We start from the raw sequence: 18890 nt of genomic DNA, 5'->3' as shown, positions 1-18890 counted from the left end.
CAACTGCTCTGAAGAAAGTGATTTGATGACAGACCTGTCGATCGTCTCCATCGAGACGACCATCCTCGACGTTCCGCTGGTTCGCCCCCACAAGTTCGCCACCACGTCGATGACGGCGCAGCCGTTGTTGCTGGTCGCGATTCGCACCTCCGACGGGGTGATCGGATACGGCGAAGGAGTCGTTCCGGGCGGGCCATGGTGGGGTGGCGAATCGGTGGAGACGATGCAGGTCATCATCGAGAAGTACATCGCTCCCGTGGTGGTCGGCAGGCGCGTGGATCACATCACCGCGATCATGGCCGACATCGAAAAAGTTGTTGCCAATGCACGATTCGCGAAGGCCGCCGTCGACGTGGCGTTGCACGACGCCTGGGCGCGTAGCCTGGGAGTCCCCGTGCACACGCTCCTCGGCGGGGCTTTCCGCGAGAGTGTCGACGTCACGTGGGCACTGGGTGCTGCGCCGGCGGACGAGATCATCGAGGAAGCTCACGAAAAGCTCGAATCCCGGCTCAATTTCAGCTTCAAACTCAAGATGGGAGCACTCGATCCAGCAGTCGACGTCGCGCGCATCGTCAACATCGCGCAGGCGCTGGACGGCTACGCCGGAGTCCGTGTCGACGTCAACGCACGGTGGGATCGCTTCACTGCCCTGCGGTACTTGCCACAACTCGCCGAGGGTGGAGTCGAACTGATCGAACAACCCACTCCGGCAGACCAAATCGAGGTCCTCGCCGAACTCAGTAGGCTTCTACCGATTCCGATCATGGCCGACGAGAGTGTGCAGACCCCACACGACGCTCTGGAAATCGCGCGCCGGAGCGCCGCCGATGTCATCGCCCTCAAGACCACCAAATGTGGTGGCCTCCAGCGCAGCCGCGACATCGTCGCGATTGCCAAGGCCGCCGGTATCGCGTGCCACGGTGCGACGTCCATCGAAGGCCCGATCGGCACCGCCGCTTCGTTGCACTTCGCGTGCGCCGAGCCCGGAATCAACTTCGGAACAGAACTTTTCGGCCCACTGCTCTTCAGCGAAGAGTTGCTTCAGGAACCCCTGAAGTATTCCGAGGGTCAGTTGCACCTCCCCGCCGGACCTGGCCTGGGAGTCGAACTGAACATGGACGCCGTCAAGACCTGGACCAGGAACTAGAGGATAGAAGAACATGGCACTCTTTCACGTTCGGATGGACGTCGATATTCCGCGCGACCTGGATCCGGAAGTACGCGCCGATACCGTCGCAACGGAGAAGGCGTACTCGCAAGACCTTCAGCGACAGGGAAAGTGGGTGCATCTGTGGCGAATTGTGGGACAGTTCAGCAACATCAGCATCTTCGATGTCGAGTCGGCTGACGAACTCCATGAGATTCTCTGGAACCTGCCCCTGTTCCCGTACATGACCATCGAGGTCATGCCGTTGACGCAGCACGGATCTTCGATCAAGTAGCCCGCCGTGTCTGCCGTGTCTGCCACGCCTCCGAGCCTGCCGGAATCTGTGCAGCAGTGGCACTGCGAGATGTCGGAGACCTTCGGTGGCCTGTGCCCCGAGAGTTCCGTCGATGCCGCGCCTGTCGGTACGGTCAGCGGTGTAAGTCTCGGGGACGTAGGCGCTTTCGACATCTCCGGTTCACCGCAGATACTGCGGCGGAGCGCACGCGCAGCAAAGCGACACGGTAGTGATCTGCTCAAGATCTGCACGGTCCGAACCGGGAGCGCGATACTGCGCCAATCGGACCGCGAGTTGACGGCCCCGCCCGGCGCGATGATTCTCTACGACGTCGAGCATTCGTACGCGCTGCGTTTCGACGGTCACTGGTCGTGTACCGTCATGACCCTACCGCGCAGTGCGGTGAGTCTGACCGAGCGAGAACTGAATTGCGCGCTCGAGCGCACCCACGACGGTCGGCGTGGGTCCGGTGCATTGCTGGAAAATTTCATCTCGGGCGCTGTTGCATCCCAGGTCGACGGCAGCGCAGCCGGGCTTCTCGGAGATGCTGGAGTCAATCTCGCTTCGGCAGTTCTGATGCAAGGATCTGCGCCCGCGACACCCGGACGTGCGACGCGAGAAGAGATCTTGCGATATGCGCTTCGGAATCTCGACTCACCAGACCTCTCGGTCGCGTCGATCGCCGGTGCGTTGCACCTGTCGCCGCGAACCGTTCAGCGTCACTTCGGTGACGGGGATCTGACCCTCAGTGCGCTCATTCGCCGCGAACGGTTGATTCGCGTACGCCGCGATCTCACCGACGTCTCACTGCGGGGTCATTCGATCTCCATCCTGGCCGCACGATGGTGTTTCCATGACGCACCAGCGTTTTCGCGTGCGTTCAAAGCGGAATTCGGTGCGGCGCCGTCGGAAGTACGTAACTCGCCTGATCCGAACGCCCGCGAACGTCACTGATCTGTCGCATCCGAACAACAAACGTGTCCGATCACGACAACTGGGAGCCCGAATACCGGGGCAGAGTGTGTTTCAGATCGCTTTTTCAGGCTCGCGAAGAGCTCAGGTCCACGAACAGCGAGGACCGCAGCGAAAGCTACGAATCGAGGAACGCATGACGAATCTGCTCGCTCATCAGCAATGGCACGGAAAGATTTTCGACGGCCAATGGATCGACGGAGGCGGTGACTCCGTCGAGTCGCTCGAACCGGCTACCGGCGAGGTGCTCGGTGTGATCGGCACGGCGACTGCTGCGGATATCGATCGAGCGGCACACATCGCGTCGGCCGCGCAGCCGGCGTGGGCGGCGACGATCGGGCAGGCTCGCGCTTCGGTGATCCGTAAGGCAGCGCAGATTTTGGAAGCCGAGCGAGCCGAGGTGGAGCGCTGGTTGATCCGTGAAGGTGGTTCCGTACCAGGGAAAGCCGCATTCGAAGTTGATCTTGTCATCTCCGAACTGTGGGAAGCCTCGGCACTGCCGACACAGCCGTTCGGGCACCTTCTGCCCGCCAGCCAGGAGGGGCGCACGAGCATCGCTCGCCGGGTGCCCCTGGGTGTGGTCGGCGTGATCAGCCCGTGGAATTTCCCGCTTCTCCTCGCCATGCGCGCTGTCGCCCCCGCCTTGGCGCTCGGAAATGGCGTCGTTCTCAAGCCGGATGTTCAAACCGCGATCAGCGGGGGTGCGGTCATCGCGGAATTGTTCACGTCCGCAGGTCTTCCCGAAGGCCTCCTGCATGTGCTCGCCGGTGACGCGGAACCTGGTCAGGCATTGTGCGAGAGCCCGAGCATCGCGATGGTGTCCTTCACGGGTTCGACCGCCGTCGGCCGTCAGGTCGGGGCAACTGCCGGTCGCACGCTCAAGCGTGTCTCGCTGGAACTGGGTGGGAACAATGCGCTGATCGTCCTCGACGACGCAGACCTGGATGCCGCGAGCTCGGCGGGCGCGTGGGGTTCGTTCCTGCATCAGGGGCAGGTCTGCATGACCGCAGGCCGCCACATCGTGTTGGAATCGGTCGCCGATCAGTACCTGGACCTGCTGGCCAAGCGCGCAGCGGTCCTGCCGGTCGGGGATCCCAATACAGGCGACGTCGCTCTCGGACCGCTCATCAACGCGCGGCAGATTGCGAACGTCGATCGAATCGTCCAGGGCACCAAGGCGGCCGGCGCCGAAATCCGCGCCGGTGGAACATACGAAGGGCTCTTCTATCAGCCGACCGTCCTGGCCGGAGTCACCTCGGACATGCCCGCGTTCCGTGAAGAAATCTTCGGGCCCGTGGCGCCCGTCGTGATCGTCAAGGACGAAGACGAGGCAGTCAGGTCGGCCAATGACAGCGAATACGGTCTGGTTGCTGCCATTCAAACAGGATCGGTTGAACGCGGCGAGCGGATCGCGGACCGACTGCGTACCGGCATCGTGCACATCAACGATCAGACTTTGAACAACGATGCCTATGCACCATTCGGTGGCACGGGTGCCTCCGGAAACGGCGCGAGATTCGGAACTCAAAGCAGTTGGGACGAATTCACCACCTGGCAGTGGCGAACCAGCCGGCCAGCGGCGCAGACCTTCCCCTTCTGAAGCCGAAAGGCACTCCGATGCACACCATCTCGGCTCACGATCTTCCCATCGTGTTGCAGGACGGCGAATTCGAATTGCGGATGCGAGAAGAAGGCGACATGATCGTCAACTTCGTCAAAATCCCTGCTGGTGCAGACTTCGCCGAACCGTTCGCACAATTGGAAGGCGGGCGCTGTCAATGTCCGCACTGCGGATACGTCTTGAAAGGAAGGATCTACACAGATTCCGAAGCAGGTCGGCAAACCTACGATGCCGGCGACGTGTTCTACTGGGCACCCGGTCACGTTCCCGGAGCGATCGACGACTCGGAGTATGTCGACTTTGCTCCCAAGGCTGAATTCCTCGAACTGATCGACGGAGTGCGTAAGGCGATGGGCGGCTGAGCTGTTCGGCCGCCGCCGAGGTCAGCGTAATCCGTCGCGACGTAGTGCGACGGACACTGCGGCAGAGCGAGTATCGACACCGAGTTTGGCGTAGATGTGCCCGAGGTGTGTTTTCACCGTCGCTTCGCTGATGAAGAGTGCTTTACCCAGCTCGCGGTTGGTCATCCCCTCGGCGAGCAGGCTGAGCAGTTCGGACTCACGGGCGGTGAGCGCTTCCTGCGGGCGCTGCATCTGCTGGACGAGACGAGAGGCCACGGCGGGGGAGAGGACGCTGCGCCCGGCTACCGCGCCGCGCACCGCGCCGAAGATCTCGTCGGGCGTCGAGTCCTTGAGTAGGTAACCGATGGCACCGGCGTCCACGGCCCGCACGACGTCGGCGTCGGTGTCGTACGTCGTGAAAACCAGTACGGGAACATCGACACCGTCGCTTCGCAGGCGTTTGATCGCTTCTGCACCGTGCATGCCGGTGCCCATGTCCAGATCCATCATCACCAGATCCGGTGAGGCCGACGGTATCGCCGTGGCCGCCTCCTCGCCGGACGATGCTTCGCCGACTACTTCGACGTCCGGCTGAGTGTTCAGCAGCGCTCTCAGCCCGGCTCGCACGACCAGATGATCGTCGACGAGGAACACGCGAATGGTGGTGGTCACCGGATCCTCCGTTCGAGAGGGAACTGGGCCGCGACGACGGTGCCGTCTCCCGGTGCACTTTCCACGGTGAACGATCCGCCGAGCTGTGCGACGCGGCTTCGCATCGCACGCAGGCCGTATCCACCGTACCGAGAATGGTCGGCGAGCTTTCCCGGATCGAAGCCGACGCCGTCGTCGAAGATGTCTACGGAGACGGAGTGGTCGAGATACGTGATCGTCACGCCCACCGTTTTGGCGCGAGCGTGGCGGGCGATGTTGGAGGACGCGCTCGAGACCACTCGCACGACGGCATGAGCTACGTCCGAGGGCAAGATGACGGCTTCACCGACGGTGCGGATCCGAACGGCCGGGACGAACTGGCGGGCGGCGGCCACGACCAAGGCGTCGAAGTCGCCCGTACCGCCCTTGGTCGGCGCCAGATCGTGGACGAGGTCGCGACTCTGCATCAAGCTGGTTCGGATGTTCTCTGCTGCGGCATCGACATCGGCTCGAGACGGCGAACCCGTTGTATTCCACGTTTGTTCGGCTGCCTCGAGCCGTAGAAGGGCGCTCGCCAGTCCCTGGGTAACGGTGTCGTGGATTTCGCGCGCGAGGCGCTCTCGCTCAGCGGCAACGCCGGCAGCGCGTTCGGTATCTGCCAATGCAGATTGCGCTTCTGCTACCTGACGCAGAAGCCGAAGGCGTTCTCGGGCATCTCGTTCCATCTGCCCGTACGCGGCCGCGACCAGTGCCGCGGTGCACAGCGGCCCGAGAAGTGTCACCAATTCGGCACGACCGGTGACCCGGTAGAACGCGATACCGGCGAGGACGCCCAGGATCCCGACGAGGGGGTAGGCGATCTTGCTCGGATACAGACGAATGCAGAGGAAGAGAACGGGAAACGCACACCACGCGAAACTCGGGGCAAGCCAGACCAGCGCTGCCCATGCGCTCAGTACCGGCCACATCCACAGCCGTTGGCGAACCACATCTCGCGAGGACACCGTGGCCATGACGGCGTAGAGCAGGGCGAGGACCACGGCCAGGACGAGTACCACCCCGAACCGACCGCTGGTCCCGTGGACTGTGACGTACCGAACTCCCGATGTAGACAGCAGTACGAAGAACGACGCGTGGATCGCATACGCCAACGGGCCGCGTAGGCCGTGTTCGGCGTCGGCGTTCATGGCTCCGTTACTCATCCCTCGAATGTTACGGAGGGCGCCAGGCCGTCGTATCAACCATTCGGATGATATCCGGGTAGCTGTAGGGGGCACGGTTCGTCACCCGAGCGCCCGATGTGCGCACCCGCACCCGGACGCGACGCTGTAGTGGACGGTTTCGAATCATTCGACTGAAAGTGTGCCCGATATGAACCACCGCATTTACACACGACTTCCCCGTACGCTCGCTGTCGCCGTTCCGGTTGTCGCAATCCTTGCCAGCGCCGCGTGCTCGACCACCGAAACACCGGTGGCGAACGCATCGAGCACGACGTCGATTTCTGCTACGCAGCAGCCTGCTGCGACCGGCGATTCGGCGATTGTCACTCAGAATCGACTCAGTGCCGACGCAGCAGTGAAGGCTGCTGGTGCGGCCCTGGCGAAATGCCGCGCCGACGGTCTCGGCTTCGTCACCGTCTCCGTCGTAGACCGTGCGGGAAATGTCATCGCCATGGTGCGCGGCGACAACGCAGCCCAGCACACGGTGGAAGCCTCACGCGAGAAGGCATACACCTCTGCAGCTTTCGGAGCCGACACCAGTGACCTCTCGCAGCGTACCAAAGGCGAAGGATCAACCATCGCCGACCTTCCCGGCACTCTCTTCCTTGCAGGTGGAGTCACATTGAAGGCTGGAGCCGGGTCGATCGCCGGTATCGGTGTCGGTGGCGCTCCAGACGGAATGCAGGACCAAACGTGTGCTGCCGCAGGTCGTGATGCGATCGCTTCGTCACTCGGCTGAGTGAGCGCATTCAGCGTGCTTCGTGAATTGTGCTTTTCGCCACCTGGATTCGCTCGGCACGACAGTTGTCCGATTGTTGCGATGACCTCGACTTTGTAACACCGGAGCCCCCGGAAAGGGACAAACACGTCGACAGTGGAACCGACGATGCACTTACCGAAGCGAGTTTCTTGATGCGCAGTTTCGGGGAAAGACACAACCTTGCAGAGAATCAGATTCACGTTGCCCGAACGCAATACACGGCGGGTGCGGGTGCTCGTAGCGGCGTTGTTGTCGATATTCCTGCTCGGCGGTATGTTCGGTCCGACCGCTGCGAGTGCTACTCCGGCGCGCTCGGCGCCATGGGGTGGGTACGACGAGTTGTGGGTCCCGTCTTCGATGGGAAACATCAAGGTTCAGGTGCAGTGGGCCGCGCGCGGTGGCAACGCCGCGTTGTACCTGCTCGACGGTCTTCGCGCGCAAAACGACAGAAATGCTTGGAGTTTCGAAACGAACGCACTCGATCAGTACCGCAATGACAACATCACGTTGGTGATGCCGGTCGGCGGTGAGTCGAGTTTCTACACGGATTGGTACGCGCCGTCCAATTTCAACGCTCAGCCGATAACGTACAGGTGGGAAACGTTCCTCACCCGCGAGCTTCCGGACTTCCTTGCAGGGTATGGCGTTTCACCAACCAACAATGCGATCATCGGGTTGTCGATGGGCGGCAGTGCCGCGTTGAACCTGGCGGGGCATCATCGGGATCAGTTCAAGTTCGCCGGCTCGCTGTCCGGCTACATCAATATCTCGGGTCCGGGTATGCGTGAAGCGATCCGCGTAGCCATGTTCGACGCCGGCCGGTACAACGTCGATTCGATGTGGGGCCCGCCGTGGTCATCCGGATGGCTTCGCAACGACCCGTTCGTCAACGCGGAATCGCTTCGCGGACTGTCGATGTACATTTCGTCGTCCAACGGCATCCCGGGACCGTACGATCATCCCTCTGCGCCGATCGATTACTTCCACACGGCGACGGGTATGGGGCTCGAGGCGCTCTCGTGGGTGCACGCGCGTGCATTCGAAATTCGCCTGAAATCCTTGGGAATCCCAGCGACGTACAGCTTTCCGCCCGCCGGAATTCACTCGTGGCCGTATTGGTCTGCTGAATTGTGGATGGCCAGAGGACAAATCCTCGACACCATGAACGCCTGGTGAAGCTGTAGTGAGGATCTCTCCGGACTTGCTCTCGATCGAAAGTCCGGAGAGAACTCGCTCAGAAGGCGATGATTCCACGGAGGTTGCGACCGGCATGCATGTCGGCGAAACCGTCGTTGATCTGGTCGAGGGTGTACCGGTTGGTGATCAGTCCTTCGAGTTCGAGCTTGCCGCTGGTGTAGAGATCGATCATCCAGGGAATGTCGGCGGTGGGATTGGATGCACCGAACAGGGATCCCTGAATTCTCTTCTGGTACAGCGTGAGTTCCATCAGGCTCACGGGAATTCCGACGTCCGTCATCTTCCCGAGGCCGGTGACCACGCAGGTTCCTGCCTTGCGGATCGACGAGAATGCCTGCGCGACATGTTCTCCGGTGGTCACGCCGACGGTGACGATGGCCGAATCCGCGCCCTGGCCGTTGGTGAACGAGCGCGCTATGTCGGTGGCTTCCTCCATGGTGGCCACGGCGTGGGTGGCGCCCAACTTCAATGCACTGTCGCGCTTGAACGCAACCGGATCCACCGCGATCACGTGGGCGGCGCCGGCATGCGAGGCGCCCTGCACCGCGTTGATTCCGATTCCGCCGACGCCCATGACGATGACAGTCTGCCCGGGATACACCTGAGCGGAGTTGACCGCGGCGCCCCAACCGGTTCCGACGCCGCAGCCGAGCAGACACAAAGCGTCGAGTGGCAGGTGCTTGTCGACTTTCACAGCCGAGAGAGTGCTGACCGTGGTGTATTCACTGAAGGTGGACAGGCCGCAGGTTTGTGCGACGGGCTGACCGTCGAGAGACATTCTGTAACTCGAGGTTTCGCCGGGTCTGCTGCCAGTCATGATGGCGGCGCCGTTGTCGCAGAGGTTCTGGATTCCGCTTGCACACCAACGGCAACGGCCGCAGGCGGCGAGGAACGAGAACACGACATGATCGCCCTCGGACCATCCTTCCGTGTTCGGCCCGACCTCGACGACGATTCCGGCGCCTTCGTGTCCGCCGCAGATGGGGTAGCGGCCGACTCCGTGGTCGCCGCTTGCGATGTGATCGTCCGAGTGGCACAGGCCTGAGGCGACCATTTTGACAGTGAGTTCGCCGCTGCGGGGTGAATCGAGTTCGAGATCGACCACCTCGTATGTGCCTGGTGCTTGGCGAATGACGGCTCCACGAGTGCGCAAGGTATCTCCTGAGGTAAGAGTTGTTCTTCGGCTTCCTCAGTTGTCTACTCGAGAGTTCAGGACGGGCTCGAGGCCTATCTCACTGATCGGACGTTTCGTATCTTTCAGACTCGTCCGGGGTGCGTCCCAAGATGGCGAGTTGCAGTTCGGTGAGCAGTCGCGTATCCGGCTCGTCCAACGAAATGCCCATGATCTGTTCAGCGCGCCGAATGCGGTAGCGCAGCGTGTTCGGATGTACTTTCAGAGACGAGGCGGCCTTCTTCACATCCCCGAAAGCTGTCAGGTAGGCCGTGAGCGTGAACTGCATGTCAGAGGTGTTCTTGTCGTCGTAGGAGACGAGTCTGTCGATACGAGGGTCCCGCAATCGCTCGTGATCAGCAACGAGGTCGAGTATCTCGCCCAGCAACACCGCGGTGCGTGACGCCGCGAGTGTGGTGACCTTCGAGGTTTCGTGATCATCGGTGGTATCGAGCACGCGGTCCACTTCTCGACGCGCCTCGGGTACGCCGTGCAATCGCGCGATCGGGACCGCGACGGCGGCGCGCACGCTGATGCCCGCACGGGCCTCGACTACTCCCACGGTGTCGCAAGCCCAGTCGCTGATCGCGACCTCGTGTTCGGCCTGAGGAAACAGCACGTAGATCCGGTTGTCGATGATCGTTGTGACCGCGTCGCTGCGGAATGCGCTGGCGCGCAGGCGCAAGGCGTTGGTGATTCGATCGAGATTCGATCCGGGCGCGAGTGATGTCGCAAATCCGATGACCGCAGACGGTCCGTCGGTGTTGATGCCGAAGGAGCCGGCCAGCGAGTGCATGTCGACTCCGCCGGAGCGAACGCCGAACAGCCTTTGCAATTGGGCATTCTCGCGGCTGGAGGCGTCCAAGGTTCGCATGAGAATGCGTGCGGCGACTGCCGCTGCACCCCGCAATACCGCTTGGGCGTCGTCGGAAAGAGGTTCAGAGGCGCGCTGCACCCAGATGCTGCCGAGATTGTGTTGGTGTGCAACAGAACCCGTCGGCGCTGACAGGTCCGGGCGGGTGATGCTCACAGCCAACCTGTGCGCGGCTCCGATGCTCGGCTCGGAGGGCAGACTGATGACCTCGTCCGATCGCCTGAGATGCTCGAACACGCCTCTGCGCTCTATCCATTCGGTGTATTCGATCGGCCACTCCCGGCCCAGTATGGAGAGCTGACGGAGTTCGTCTTCACCTTCGTGAGCAGCTGAATATGCGATGACATGGAGTGCCGTGTCGTCGATCGTCACGAGTCCGCCGGTCAATTCGGCGATCGTCTCCGAGAGCGCGAACAGATCCGAATCGCCACCGGCCACAGCTCCTGAGACGGCCCGCGAACGGTACATGCTCTGTGTCAGAAGTCGTTGTACGAGTGAATAGACGTGTCCGGAACTAGCCTGCGGATGTACCGCGGCCACTGCGATTCCGATGTTGCGTGCGGCGGTGAGAAGCGTTGTCGCCGCGCGCGCATTCTTGACGAGCAAGAGCTTCGGACGACGCCTCGCCGGCCTGCCTTCGAACTTTCGCAGCCACTGCGTCAACGTCGATTCGGGAACTCCCACGGGAAGGTAAATGTCGGAGATCGCACCACGGCTGTCGGTGCCGTCGATATCGGAGGACTCGACGAGGGCGATCGAACGGATTTCGACATCGAGTCCGTCCGGGCTTTCCAGAAGTTCGATCACGGACTTGTCCGTGGAATGCATGAGGGCGCCGAGGGTGGTGCCGACACTCGGCCCGTTATTCCTCGGACCTGTCGACGCTTGCGGGAGGGCTACAGAAAGTGGCTGCACATTTGCTCCTCGGCCAGTGGGTCACTACAGGCTAACCCCGACAGACGAAATGCAGAATAAGGAAATAGGGGACAAATTTATTCGTCGGGCATGGTGATGCCGAGTTCCTGCACCTTTTCGGCGACTGCCTCTGGAAAAACGTTCTTGAACAGATAAAGGTCTTGTCCGATCACCCAACCAGGTGCCAAAGCCGTCGCATATCGTTCGAAGTATCCGAGTTGTTTACCGAAAAGAACCAATTCCTCGGGACTCGCAACGCCCCACTGCTTGCCCAACTGAATCAGTGCCATGATCAATTCACTGAGCTTGAGTTCACCCAGGTCACGGCCGAGAATCGGGGCCAGGGCCGTTGCGACCTGCATACCGAGCTGATCGTCGTCGACCTCGTAGTCGGTTGCATATCCCAAGGATCGAATTCCGCGGGCGACACGGGCGAAATCACCGTCGATGAGGGTGGCTCGGAACATGTCGGAAAGGATGGATCTCCAGGTCTCGGGAAGGACGCCGACGATGCCGAAGTCGAGCATCGCTATCCGGCCGTCGTCGAGGACCCACAAATTTCCCGCGTGGACATCTCCGTGGAACGGACCGTGAACGATGACTGATTCGAGCCAGACCTTCACTCCGCGCCGGATCAGCATGCGGGCTTCGTCGATGCCGTCCGGACCGGCGACGAACCGATCCAGTGGAACGCCGCGCATGCGTTCCATACAGATGACGCGGGGACCACAGTAGTCCCAGTACACCTCTGGTGTCGTGACTCCTTTGTTGTCGCCGAACGCACTGATGTTGTTCCGGAAAGTGGTTTGCCGGTCGGCCTCGACCGCGCTGTTCAATTCCGTCATCGTGGCGTTGTGCAGATCGCGAATGATGGCGGTGGCATTGGCAATTCGAAGGAACTCGACAAATTTCTCGAGGATGTTCGCGCCCCAGTACGCCGCCCGCAGGTCGATCAGCATCCGCGCATAGATGTCCGGACGCTGGATCTTGATGACCGCCTCTCGGCCGTCGTGCAGAACGCACGCGTGTACCTGCGCTACCGATGCGGCCGCGAGAGGTACGTCGTCGAATTTCGCGAACAGGTCGTCCACGGAGTAACCGAGGTCCTTCTGCACGACGCTTCTGGCCTGCTCGGCAGGAAATGACGGAACATCGTCGAGGCAGCGTAGGCATGCATTGGCGACGGGGGCCGGGAACAGGCCGGACGACGACGCGACCAGTTGGCCGAGCTTGACGAAGGTGGGCCCCAGCGCGATGAAGCCGTCGACCATCCCGTCGGAAGCAGCGTCCGCCCAGGTGCGTCCACGCTTGCGGAAAGGCCACACGATCAGTGCCAGCATGATCGATGTGGACAACACGACGGCGATGATCGCGGAACGCCACAACTGGGCGAGGCCGAAGCGTTCGAGGTCCGGCATGCGGACTTCGAGGGCAGTGGCGGGCACTCCTGACGAGTACGGCCCGACAGGTCGCGTTGGATCCAGCACAGCTCTCCCTCGTTCAACGAGCGCATCCAGCATTTTGCCGTGAGATCACTTACGCGACCCCTTCCGTTAGTCAGTATGCCAAGTCACACATAACTGCCGGAACCGCCTACGCGTTCAGCCTACGATCGGTGAATGCGTGAGCACTTGATCCCGATCGGCGAGGTTGCAAAATCGTTCGGAATCGCGGCGTCGACCTTGCGGTATTACGAGGACGAAGGACTGCTGTCCGCGCGGTCGCGAACTGGCGGCAAACGCTGGTACGGGCAGCGTGAGCTGCGACGGCTGGCATTGATCCGGATGTACACCGAGACGGGAATGTCCTTGGAGCAGGTGCGGTCCTTCATCGAAACCGACACCACGTCCGAGCAGTTCTTCACAGTTCTCGCAGATCAAGTGTCGACGCTCGAGGCACAGATCTCCGCAGCCAACCGAGCGAAACTGATACTCGAGCATCACCTGACGTGTCGGCAAGAGCGTCCGATGCAGTGCCCGTGGTTGCTCGAGCAGCTCGACATTCGTGTCGAAGCGGCGCTTGACTTCAAGTTGACTTGAACCTTCATAGTTAGGGCGCACTTACCGTCCTACCCGGAGGTTGACCATGTCGGCACGACGATGGCTGCCGCTCATCGCCGCATGCATCGGAACTTTCCTGTTACTGACGTACGCCACGATCACAACGATCGCGGTGCCGGCCATCGCAGTGGGCTTGGACGGCAGTACGGGCGCGATGTCATGGGTCGTCGACGCCTACACGCTGGCTCTTGCCGCGCTTCTTGTGGGCATGGGCGCACTCGGCGATGCGTGGGGACGCAAACGCCTCTACATCTGCGGACTGGTCGTGTTCCTGGTTGCAACGGCCGTGTGCGCGATTGCTCCGGACGTCACGGTTCTGGTCGTTGCTCGCGGCGCGCAAGGAATTGCCGGTGCGGCGATGTTCGCGACACTCTTGCCTCTGCTCGGCGACGCATATTCGGGCCGCGATCGGCACGTGGCTTTTGCCGCGTGGGGTGCCGTCGCTGGATTGGCGGCGGGAATCGGCAATGTTGCAGGAGGGCTGCTGACGCAGTTCTTCGACTGGCGTGCGGTCTTCTATTTCGGAATCCCCATGGCCGCAGTGGCGCTCGCAATGGGTGTGTTCTGTTTCGCCGACAGTGAGCGCGGCGACGACAACATCGACTGGGCCGGAATCGTTTTGTTCACCCTCGCTGCCGTTGCCGCGGTTCTCGGCGTGACGTGGGGCGGCGACATCGGGTGGGCTTCGTCGTCGACAGCTCTTGCCTTCCTGATCGCAATCGGTGCGCTGACGGCGTTTGTGTTCTGGCAGCGTCGAGGCAGCAGTCCGATGCTCGATCCGGCATTGTTCCGATCCCTGAAATTCGACGGCGTCCTCGTCGCTGCTTTCGGGTACTACCTCGCGGCCTACGGCCCGCTCGTAGTCCTTTCACTGTGGCTGCAGAACGGGCTGGAACTGTCGGCATCGGCGGCCGCACTCGTGCTCTCGATTCAACCGCTCGCTTTTGTCTTCGTATCGGCCTTGTGTGGATCACGGCTTCAGCGAGTCGACCTTCGACTGTCGATCGGATTCGGGACGATCCTTTGCGGAATCGGTTGCGTGGCCATGCTGTACGTTCTCACCGAGCCGGTCTGGCCCGCACTGATCGCCGGGCTGATTCTGACCGGTGTCGGTTCGGCGATGGTGTCGCCGGTGCTGCCGGGTGCCGCGATGTCGGACGCCCCGGCAGAGCGCGCCGGGACGGCTTCGGCAACAGCCAACTCGTCGCGTCAATTCGGGCTTGCCGTCGGAATCGCGTTGTGCGGCTCGCTCTTCGTCGGTCCGGACGAGTTCGCCTTGCTGTGGCCGTTGGTCTTCTGTGCCGGCGTCGGAATGCTCACGGGTTTGGTGTCGATCCTTCTCTTTTCTCGTTCGTCAACTCCTGCAACAGTTCAACCAATCGCCGAAAGGGCACACACATGACCACGCTGTTCACTCCACGACCGCACCGGCGTATCGAGATGGACTGGAATCGCCGCAGGTTCCTCGGCGCTGCAGCAGGATTGGCTGCTGCGCTGGCAGCGGCCGGTTGCTCGCGTTCGGACGCAGACGCCGGGGGCGAAGGCGATGCAGGCTGGTCCTTCACCGATGATCGCGGCAATCTGATCGAATTGGATTCACCACCAAGGAGATTTGTCACCTACACCGGTATCGCGGGTGCTCTGTGGGATTACGGACTGGTGCCTGTCGGAGTTTTCGGGGCACTTACACGATCGCCGGGATCAACGGACACCAGCATCTCCGGCAATTTGGATTTCTCGAAGACCGAGATGGTCGGGCAGCTCTGGGGACAAGTGGAACTCGAGAAGATCGCTGCGCTGGAGCCGGACGTCGTCATAGTCCCTCAGCTGCGTGGTTCGGCACTACTCGACGAGGCGAACTTGGATGCGGTGAAAGGCTTGTCGACAGTACTGTTCGTGGAAACGGCAGCAGGAACCATCGACCGAGCCGTGCAAGAGATCGTGGAACTGGCCGTGGAACTCGGGGCGGACCAGGATATGGAGGCTCAGCGAAAAGACTACGACGCTGCGCGTGCACGGATCTCCGAAGTTGCTTCTTCGCTGAATAATTCACAGGTTTTGTTCGCGTCCGCAGATCCGGACACGATTCGTGTCAGTCGTTCGGGCTTCCCGATCCTTGCAGATCTGGCGGGATTGGGCCTTGCCGTCGTCGATCCGGCCGCGGGATCGTCGGTCTACGTCGAGAAACTGGCTTGGGAGATGGCGGACCACTATCCGGCCGACATGATCTTCCTCGACGATCGCCCGTCCAGTTTGCAACTGGATACGCTCGGAACCAATCCTGCGTGGTCCAACTTGCCCGCGGTGAAGGCGGGGAAGATCGGGACCTGGAATCCGGAACCCGTGCTCAGTTATGCCGGGATCGCCCGTACGTACAACGATCTGGCTGACCAGCTGCTGGCATTCTCACATTCCTGACCGCCGCGTCGTCTACGACGTATGGACCTCTTCACCGCTCTGTCTGCTCGTGTTGAATCCCTCGATTGGCCTGCGCTGATCGAGGGAATCGACTCCAGTGGGTGTGCCCAGACGGCGCCGATACTCGACGAGTCGGAATGTCGCGAAATTGCTTCCTGGTACTCGGAGGTCGACCGGTTCCGGAGCACCGTCGACATGGCTCGATACCGTTTCGGCCAAGGGGAGTACCGATACTTCGGTGATCCCGTACCGGAGCCGATCACGGCTATGCGATCCGCCTTCTACCGACACCTCCTGCCCGTGGCGCGGGAGTGGGCGTTCAAGCTGGGCGAGGGTGCACCGTGGCCGGATTCTTTCGAAGAATGGATCGATCAGTGTCACGACGCCGGTCAGAATCGCCCTACCCCGATCCTTCTGTCCTACGGACCTGGTGACTGGAATGCATTGCATCGGGACTTGTACGGAGAGTTGGTGTTTCCCTTGCAAGTCGTGATCGGGCTCGACAGACCTCGCATCGACCACGTCGGCGGCGAGTTCTTGCTCGTGGAACAGCGGCCGCGCGCCCAGTCGAAAGGGACGGTGACAGTTCTCGGGCAAGGTCACGCTTTGATCTTCACCACGCGGGATCGACCGGTGCAGAGTTCTCGTGGGTGGTCGAGAGCCCCTGTGCGACATGGTGTCAGCGTGGTGCACTCGGGTACGCGTAGAACATTGGGATTGGTGCTTCACGATGCCGAGTAAGACGTACATTCTCCGCGACGCTCGCAACAAACCCTACGAGAGTTCGACGCCCGGTGTGCTTGGCGGGCACCGGGAAACGAAGATCTACGGGCGACTCGACTGTCGAGGGGCCGCGCAGGCAATCGCGCGTGGCGGGTATGTCGCCAGTCGGGTGTTCTTCGCGGACGAGCCGACCGCGATTGCGGCCGGCTATCGCCCCTGTGCCGTCTGCATGCCCGAAGGTTACGCAGCCTGGAAGGCAGTTGCTACGCGCCGAAGCGGTCGCGGTACTCCTTCGGAATGAGCGGCTTGTCGCCGCGGACCTTCAGCTGCTGGACAGCCCAGGTATTGCCGTCCGGGTCGGCGAATCCGAAGAAGGTGCCCCCGTCACGCTCGTCGAAGACGGTGACCTCACTGGCATCGACGCCGCGGCCGATGAGCTCTTGGCGAGCCGCTGCAGCGTCGGCCACGACCAACTGCAATCCCTTCAACGAACCAGGGGTCATCTCGGTCTGCGACGGCAGGTTCCCGATGACGATCGAGCAGCCCGAACCACGCGGAGTGAGCTGGGCGACCGTCATGTGTTCGTTGACGGTGTGGTGGTCGAGATCGAAACCGACCTTGTCACGGTAGAACTCGATGGAGCGGTCGAGGTCACTGACGGGAACGATGACTACTTCGAGGGTCCAGTCCATGAAACTGCCTTTCGCTGAGGAGGTTCGGGCAAACAGGTGGTCAGAGTTGCGCGACGATCTTGTCCAGGCGTTCGTAACCTTCGGTGACGCCGAGCTCCATATTGCTCTCGATCATTCCGTCTCGCGCTTCGAGGCTCGGATATACGGAATGGCCGGAGAGGCGGGTGCGTCCGTTGCCCAGATCCTCGAACGTGATCGATTCGATGCTGACGACGTCGGGAAATCCCTCGTATTCGAAGGTCTGGATGGCAAAGTCGTTCTCGCGAACGACGTGAAATGCACCGTTGAACCGGAACTCTTCGCCCTCGGGGTTGCGATGGACGTACTTGTATCGACCGCCGCTCACGAACTCGTATTCGTCGATCTCCATCTCGTATCCGTTGGGGCCGAGCCACTGCTTGACCAGATCGGGATTCGAATGAGCTGCGAAGACGGCACTGACGGGTGCGTCGAATTCGCGGGTGATGTCGATGTACGGCACGCCCTCAGGAGCCGTGATGGTGACGGGATTGGTGGTAGCCATGGCTAAGTCTCCTTCTGTGTGGTGCTGAGTAGGTGATCGAGCTTGCGGAACTGTTGTTCGTGGATCAGTCGATAGCGGTCGATCCAGGCGGTCAAAGCCTCGAGAGTTGCGGCGTTGAGATGTACCGGCCGCCTCTGGGCTTCGCGGCTGCGAGTGACCAAACCCGCGGCTTCGAGTACCTGAATATGTTTGGAGATGGCCTGTTTCGTGATCTCGAACGGCTCGGCCAACTCGTTGACCGTTTGGGGGCCGGTGCTCAGGCGGGCGATGATCCGCCGTCGTACCGGGTCGGCAAGCGCCATGAACGCTTTGTCGAGACGCTCGTCTGCCCCTGGATCCACGATCACTTGTCAACCATCTCCTTTATCAACCAACCTGTTGATTACGGTACGAGCCCATGCCGAGGGTGTCAATGCTTCGAAACCGATTAGCGTGGAAACCATGAACGCTCTGATTCCTCGGCCACGATTGGAAGTGGCGCCGGGGGCGATCCTCGTTCCGGATTGGCTCAGCGTCGAACAGCAACGCTTCTTGGTGGCCGAGTGCCGACGGTGGGCGACCGCACCCGTACCGATGCGCTCCGCTGTTGTCCCTGGTGGGCACAAGATGTCGGTGCAAACAGTCTGTCTCGGTTGGCATTGGCAGCCGTACAAGTACACGCGCACCGCCGACGACGTGAACGGTGCGCCTGTCGTAGCGGTGCCTGACTGGCTCGTCGACCTCGGCCGGGCCGCAGTTGCCGCTGCCTATGATGATCCGACTGCGGGGGAGCGGTACACGCCGGACACCGCGCTGATCAATTTCTACGACGAGGGCGCTCGGATGGGCATGCACCAGGACAAGGACGAGCGCTGCGACGCTCCCGTCGTCTCACTGAGCGTCGGGCAGAGTTGTGTCTTTCGATTCGGGAATTCCGAGAACCGGAACAAGCCGTACACCGACGTCGAACTCCATTCGGGTGATCTCTTCGTCTTCGGTGGAGAGTCTCGGTTCGCATATCACGGAGTGCCGAAAGTTATTGCGGGAAGTGCAAGTCCCGACATAGGTCTGCCGTCCGGGCGGCTGAACATCACCCTGCGGGATACCGGAATGTCGTGACTGTCTCACCCCTGCTGTGCCACTGGTGCAGCAGGGTCGAAGTCTGCGCTCGAAGGTCCGTCCCCGACCATCTCGATCAACTCGGTCGACGGTGGAGTTGGCAGCGTGCGCCAGCGCTCTCGTTCGAGGTTGTGGGGTTGTGTCTCGTTCATGCCCTCATTATCGACTTCCGGCTCCGATCCACCAGTCGGGGATGGGCCGGGTGCAAT

The 18890-nt window shown here is 61.6% G+C and carries 22 protein-coding genes; 13 read left to right on the top strand and 9 right to left on the bottom strand.

Annotated features, from left to right (window positions below; all coding sequences use genetic code 11):
* The first annotated feature begins 25 nt into the window (after nt 1-25).
* The 5 genes from M1L53_RS00265 (at nt 26) to M1L53_RS00245 (ending at nt 4397) form a co-directional block, all read left to right on the top strand.
* Entirely contained in the window at nt 26-1147 is a 1122-nt protein-coding gene (locus tag M1L53_RS00265; protein WP_054188468.1) for a muconate/chloromuconate family cycloisomerase, read from the top strand.
* A gap of 13 nt (nt 1148-1160) precedes the next feature.
* Nucleotides 1161-1442, top strand: a complete 282-nt coding sequence (catC, locus tag M1L53_RS00260) for a muconolactone Delta-isomerase (RefSeq protein WP_003940264.1) — start codon at nt 1161-1163, stop codon at nt 1440-1442.
* 6 nt (nt 1443-1448) lie between these two features.
* Nucleotides 1449-2396, top strand: a complete 948-nt coding sequence (locus M1L53_RS00255) for a helix-turn-helix domain-containing protein (RefSeq protein WP_039973112.1) — start codon at nt 1449-1451, stop codon at nt 2394-2396.
* Between the two features lie 154 nt (nt 2397-2550).
* Entirely contained in the window at nt 2551-4014 is a 1464-nt protein-coding gene (locus tag M1L53_RS00250) for a benzaldehyde dehydrogenase (protein ID WP_054188493.1), read from the top strand.
* A 17-nt stretch (nt 4015-4031) separates the two neighbouring features.
* A complete protein-coding gene (locus M1L53_RS00245) occupies nt 4032-4397 on the top strand; it encodes a hypothetical protein (RefSeq protein WP_054188492.1) in 366 nt (121 codons plus the stop codon).
* A 21-nt stretch (nt 4398-4418) separates the two neighbouring features.
* Here M1L53_RS00245 and M1L53_RS00240 read toward each other — a convergent pair whose 3' ends face one another.
* Together M1L53_RS00240 and M1L53_RS00235 are read right to left on the bottom strand one after the other, a co-directional pair.
* Nucleotides 4419-5048, bottom strand: coding sequence for a response regulator transcription factor (locus M1L53_RS00240; protein WP_054188467.1), 630 nt, complete (start codon nt 5046-5048; stop codon nt 4419-4421).
* Entirely contained in the window at nt 5045-6214 is a 1170-nt protein-coding gene (locus M1L53_RS00235) for a sensor histidine kinase (protein ID WP_054188466.1), read from the bottom strand. Before M1L53_RS00235 ends, M1L53_RS00240 begins: the two co-directional genes overlap by 4 nt.
* Nucleotides 6215-6398: 184 nt before the next feature.
* Here M1L53_RS00235 and M1L53_RS00230 point away from each other — a divergent pair, with 184 nt between their 5' ends.
* Nucleotides 6399-6989 carry a heme-binding protein gene (locus M1L53_RS00230; protein ID WP_054188465.1) on the top strand — a complete coding sequence of 197 codons (591 nt, stop codon included), beginning with the start codon at nt 6399-6401 and terminating at the stop codon, nt 6987-6989.
* Nucleotides 6990-7235: 246 nt separating this feature from the next.
* Nucleotides 7236-8186 carry an alpha/beta hydrolase family protein gene (locus M1L53_RS00225; RefSeq protein WP_003940156.1) on the top strand — a complete coding sequence of 317 codons (951 nt, stop codon included), beginning with the start codon at nt 7236-7238 and terminating at the stop codon, nt 8184-8186.
* Between the two features lie 58 nt (nt 8187-8244).
* Here the strand turns inward: M1L53_RS00225 and M1L53_RS00220 are convergent, their stop codons facing one another.
* The 3 genes from M1L53_RS00220 to M1L53_RS00210 all read right to left on the bottom strand — a co-directional run bounded on the left by M1L53_RS00220 (nt 8245) and on the right by M1L53_RS00210 (nt 12654).
* Nucleotides 8245-9360: an NDMA-dependent alcohol dehydrogenase gene (locus M1L53_RS00220; RefSeq protein ID WP_054188464.1), complete on the bottom strand. Its 1116-nt coding sequence runs from the start codon at nt 9358-9360 to the stop codon at nt 8245-8247.
* Between the two features lie 79 nt (nt 9361-9439).
* Entirely contained in the window at nt 9440-11167 is a 1728-nt protein-coding gene (locus M1L53_RS00215) for a CdaR family transcriptional regulator (protein ID WP_232319094.1), read from the bottom strand.
* 77 nt (nt 11168-11244) lie between these two features.
* Nucleotides 11245-12654 carry an AarF/ABC1/UbiB kinase family protein gene (locus tag M1L53_RS00210; RefSeq protein WP_003940433.1) on the bottom strand — a complete coding sequence of 470 codons (1410 nt, stop codon included), beginning with the start codon at nt 12652-12654 and terminating at the stop codon, nt 11245-11247.
* Between the two features lie 132 nt (nt 12655-12786).
* On the opposite strand from M1L53_RS00210, the gene M1L53_RS00205 reads away from it, so the two are divergent.
* The 5 genes from M1L53_RS00205 to M1L53_RS00185 are packed head-to-tail and all read left to right on the top strand — an operon-like array spanning nt 12787 to nt 16669.
* Nucleotides 12787-13206 carry a MerR family transcriptional regulator gene (locus tag M1L53_RS00205; protein ID WP_003940592.1) on the top strand — a complete coding sequence of 140 codons (420 nt, stop codon included), beginning with the start codon at nt 12787-12789 and terminating at the stop codon, nt 13204-13206.
* A 46-nt stretch (nt 13207-13252) separates the two neighbouring features.
* Nucleotides 13253-14629, top strand: a complete 1377-nt coding sequence (locus tag M1L53_RS00200; protein WP_054188462.1) for an MFS transporter — start codon at nt 13253-13255, stop codon at nt 14627-14629.
* Nucleotides 14626-15645: an ABC transporter substrate-binding protein gene (locus M1L53_RS00195; RefSeq protein WP_054188461.1), complete on the top strand. Its 1020-nt coding sequence runs from the start codon at nt 14626-14628 to the stop codon at nt 15643-15645. Before M1L53_RS00200 ends, M1L53_RS00195 begins: the two co-directional genes overlap by 4 nt.
* 21 nt (nt 15646-15666) lie before the next feature.
* A complete protein-coding gene (locus M1L53_RS00190; protein WP_054188460.1) occupies nt 15667-16386 on the top strand; it encodes a 2OG-Fe(II) oxygenase in 720 nt (239 codons plus the stop codon).
* Nucleotides 16376-16669: an Ada metal-binding domain-containing protein gene (locus M1L53_RS00185; protein WP_083471237.1), complete on the top strand. Its 294-nt coding sequence runs from the start codon at nt 16376-16378 to the stop codon at nt 16667-16669. Before M1L53_RS00190 ends, M1L53_RS00185 begins: the two co-directional genes overlap by 11 nt.
* Here the strand turns inward: M1L53_RS00185 and M1L53_RS00180 are convergent.
* Genes M1L53_RS00180 through M1L53_RS00170 form a run of 3 tightly spaced genes read right to left on the bottom strand, consistent with a single transcriptional unit; the run spans nt 16632 to nt 17930 of the window.
* Nucleotides 16632-17060: a VOC family protein gene (locus M1L53_RS00180; RefSeq protein ID WP_007729747.1), complete on the bottom strand. Its 429-nt coding sequence runs from the start codon at nt 17058-17060 to the stop codon at nt 16632-16634. The genes M1L53_RS00185 and M1L53_RS00180 overlap by 38 nt on opposite strands.
* Before the next feature lie 40 nt (nt 17061-17100).
* Nucleotides 17101-17583, bottom strand: a complete 483-nt coding sequence (locus M1L53_RS00175; protein WP_054188459.1) for an SRPBCC family protein — start codon at nt 17581-17583, stop codon at nt 17101-17103.
* A 2-nt stretch (nt 17584-17585) separates the two neighbouring features.
* Nucleotides 17586-17930: a helix-turn-helix transcriptional regulator gene (locus tag M1L53_RS00170; RefSeq protein ID WP_003939956.1), complete on the bottom strand. Its 345-nt coding sequence runs from the start codon at nt 17928-17930 to the stop codon at nt 17586-17588.
* A 94-nt stretch (nt 17931-18024) separates the two neighbouring features.
* Between M1L53_RS00170 and M1L53_RS00165 the strand changes: the two genes are divergently transcribed.
* Entirely contained in the window at nt 18025-18681 is a 657-nt protein-coding gene (locus M1L53_RS00165) for an alpha-ketoglutarate-dependent dioxygenase AlkB (protein WP_054188491.1), read from the top strand.
* 5 nt (nt 18682-18686) lie between these two features.
* Here the strand turns inward: M1L53_RS00165 and M1L53_RS00160 are convergent, their stop codons facing one another.
* Nucleotides 18687-18833 (bottom strand): hypothetical protein, encoded by a 147-nt coding sequence (locus M1L53_RS00160; protein WP_020723613.1) that lies wholly within the window; start codon nt 18831-18833, stop codon nt 18687-18689.
* Between the last annotated feature and the right edge of the window lie 57 nt (nt 18834-18890).

Source organism: Rhodococcus sp. T9N (genome assembly GCF_024436645.1).
Classification (GTDB): Bacteria; Actinomycetota; Actinomycetes; order Mycobacteriales; family Mycobacteriaceae; genus Rhodococcus_F; species Rhodococcus_F qingshengii.
This window is presented reverse-complemented; position numbering and strand designations above follow the sequence as displayed.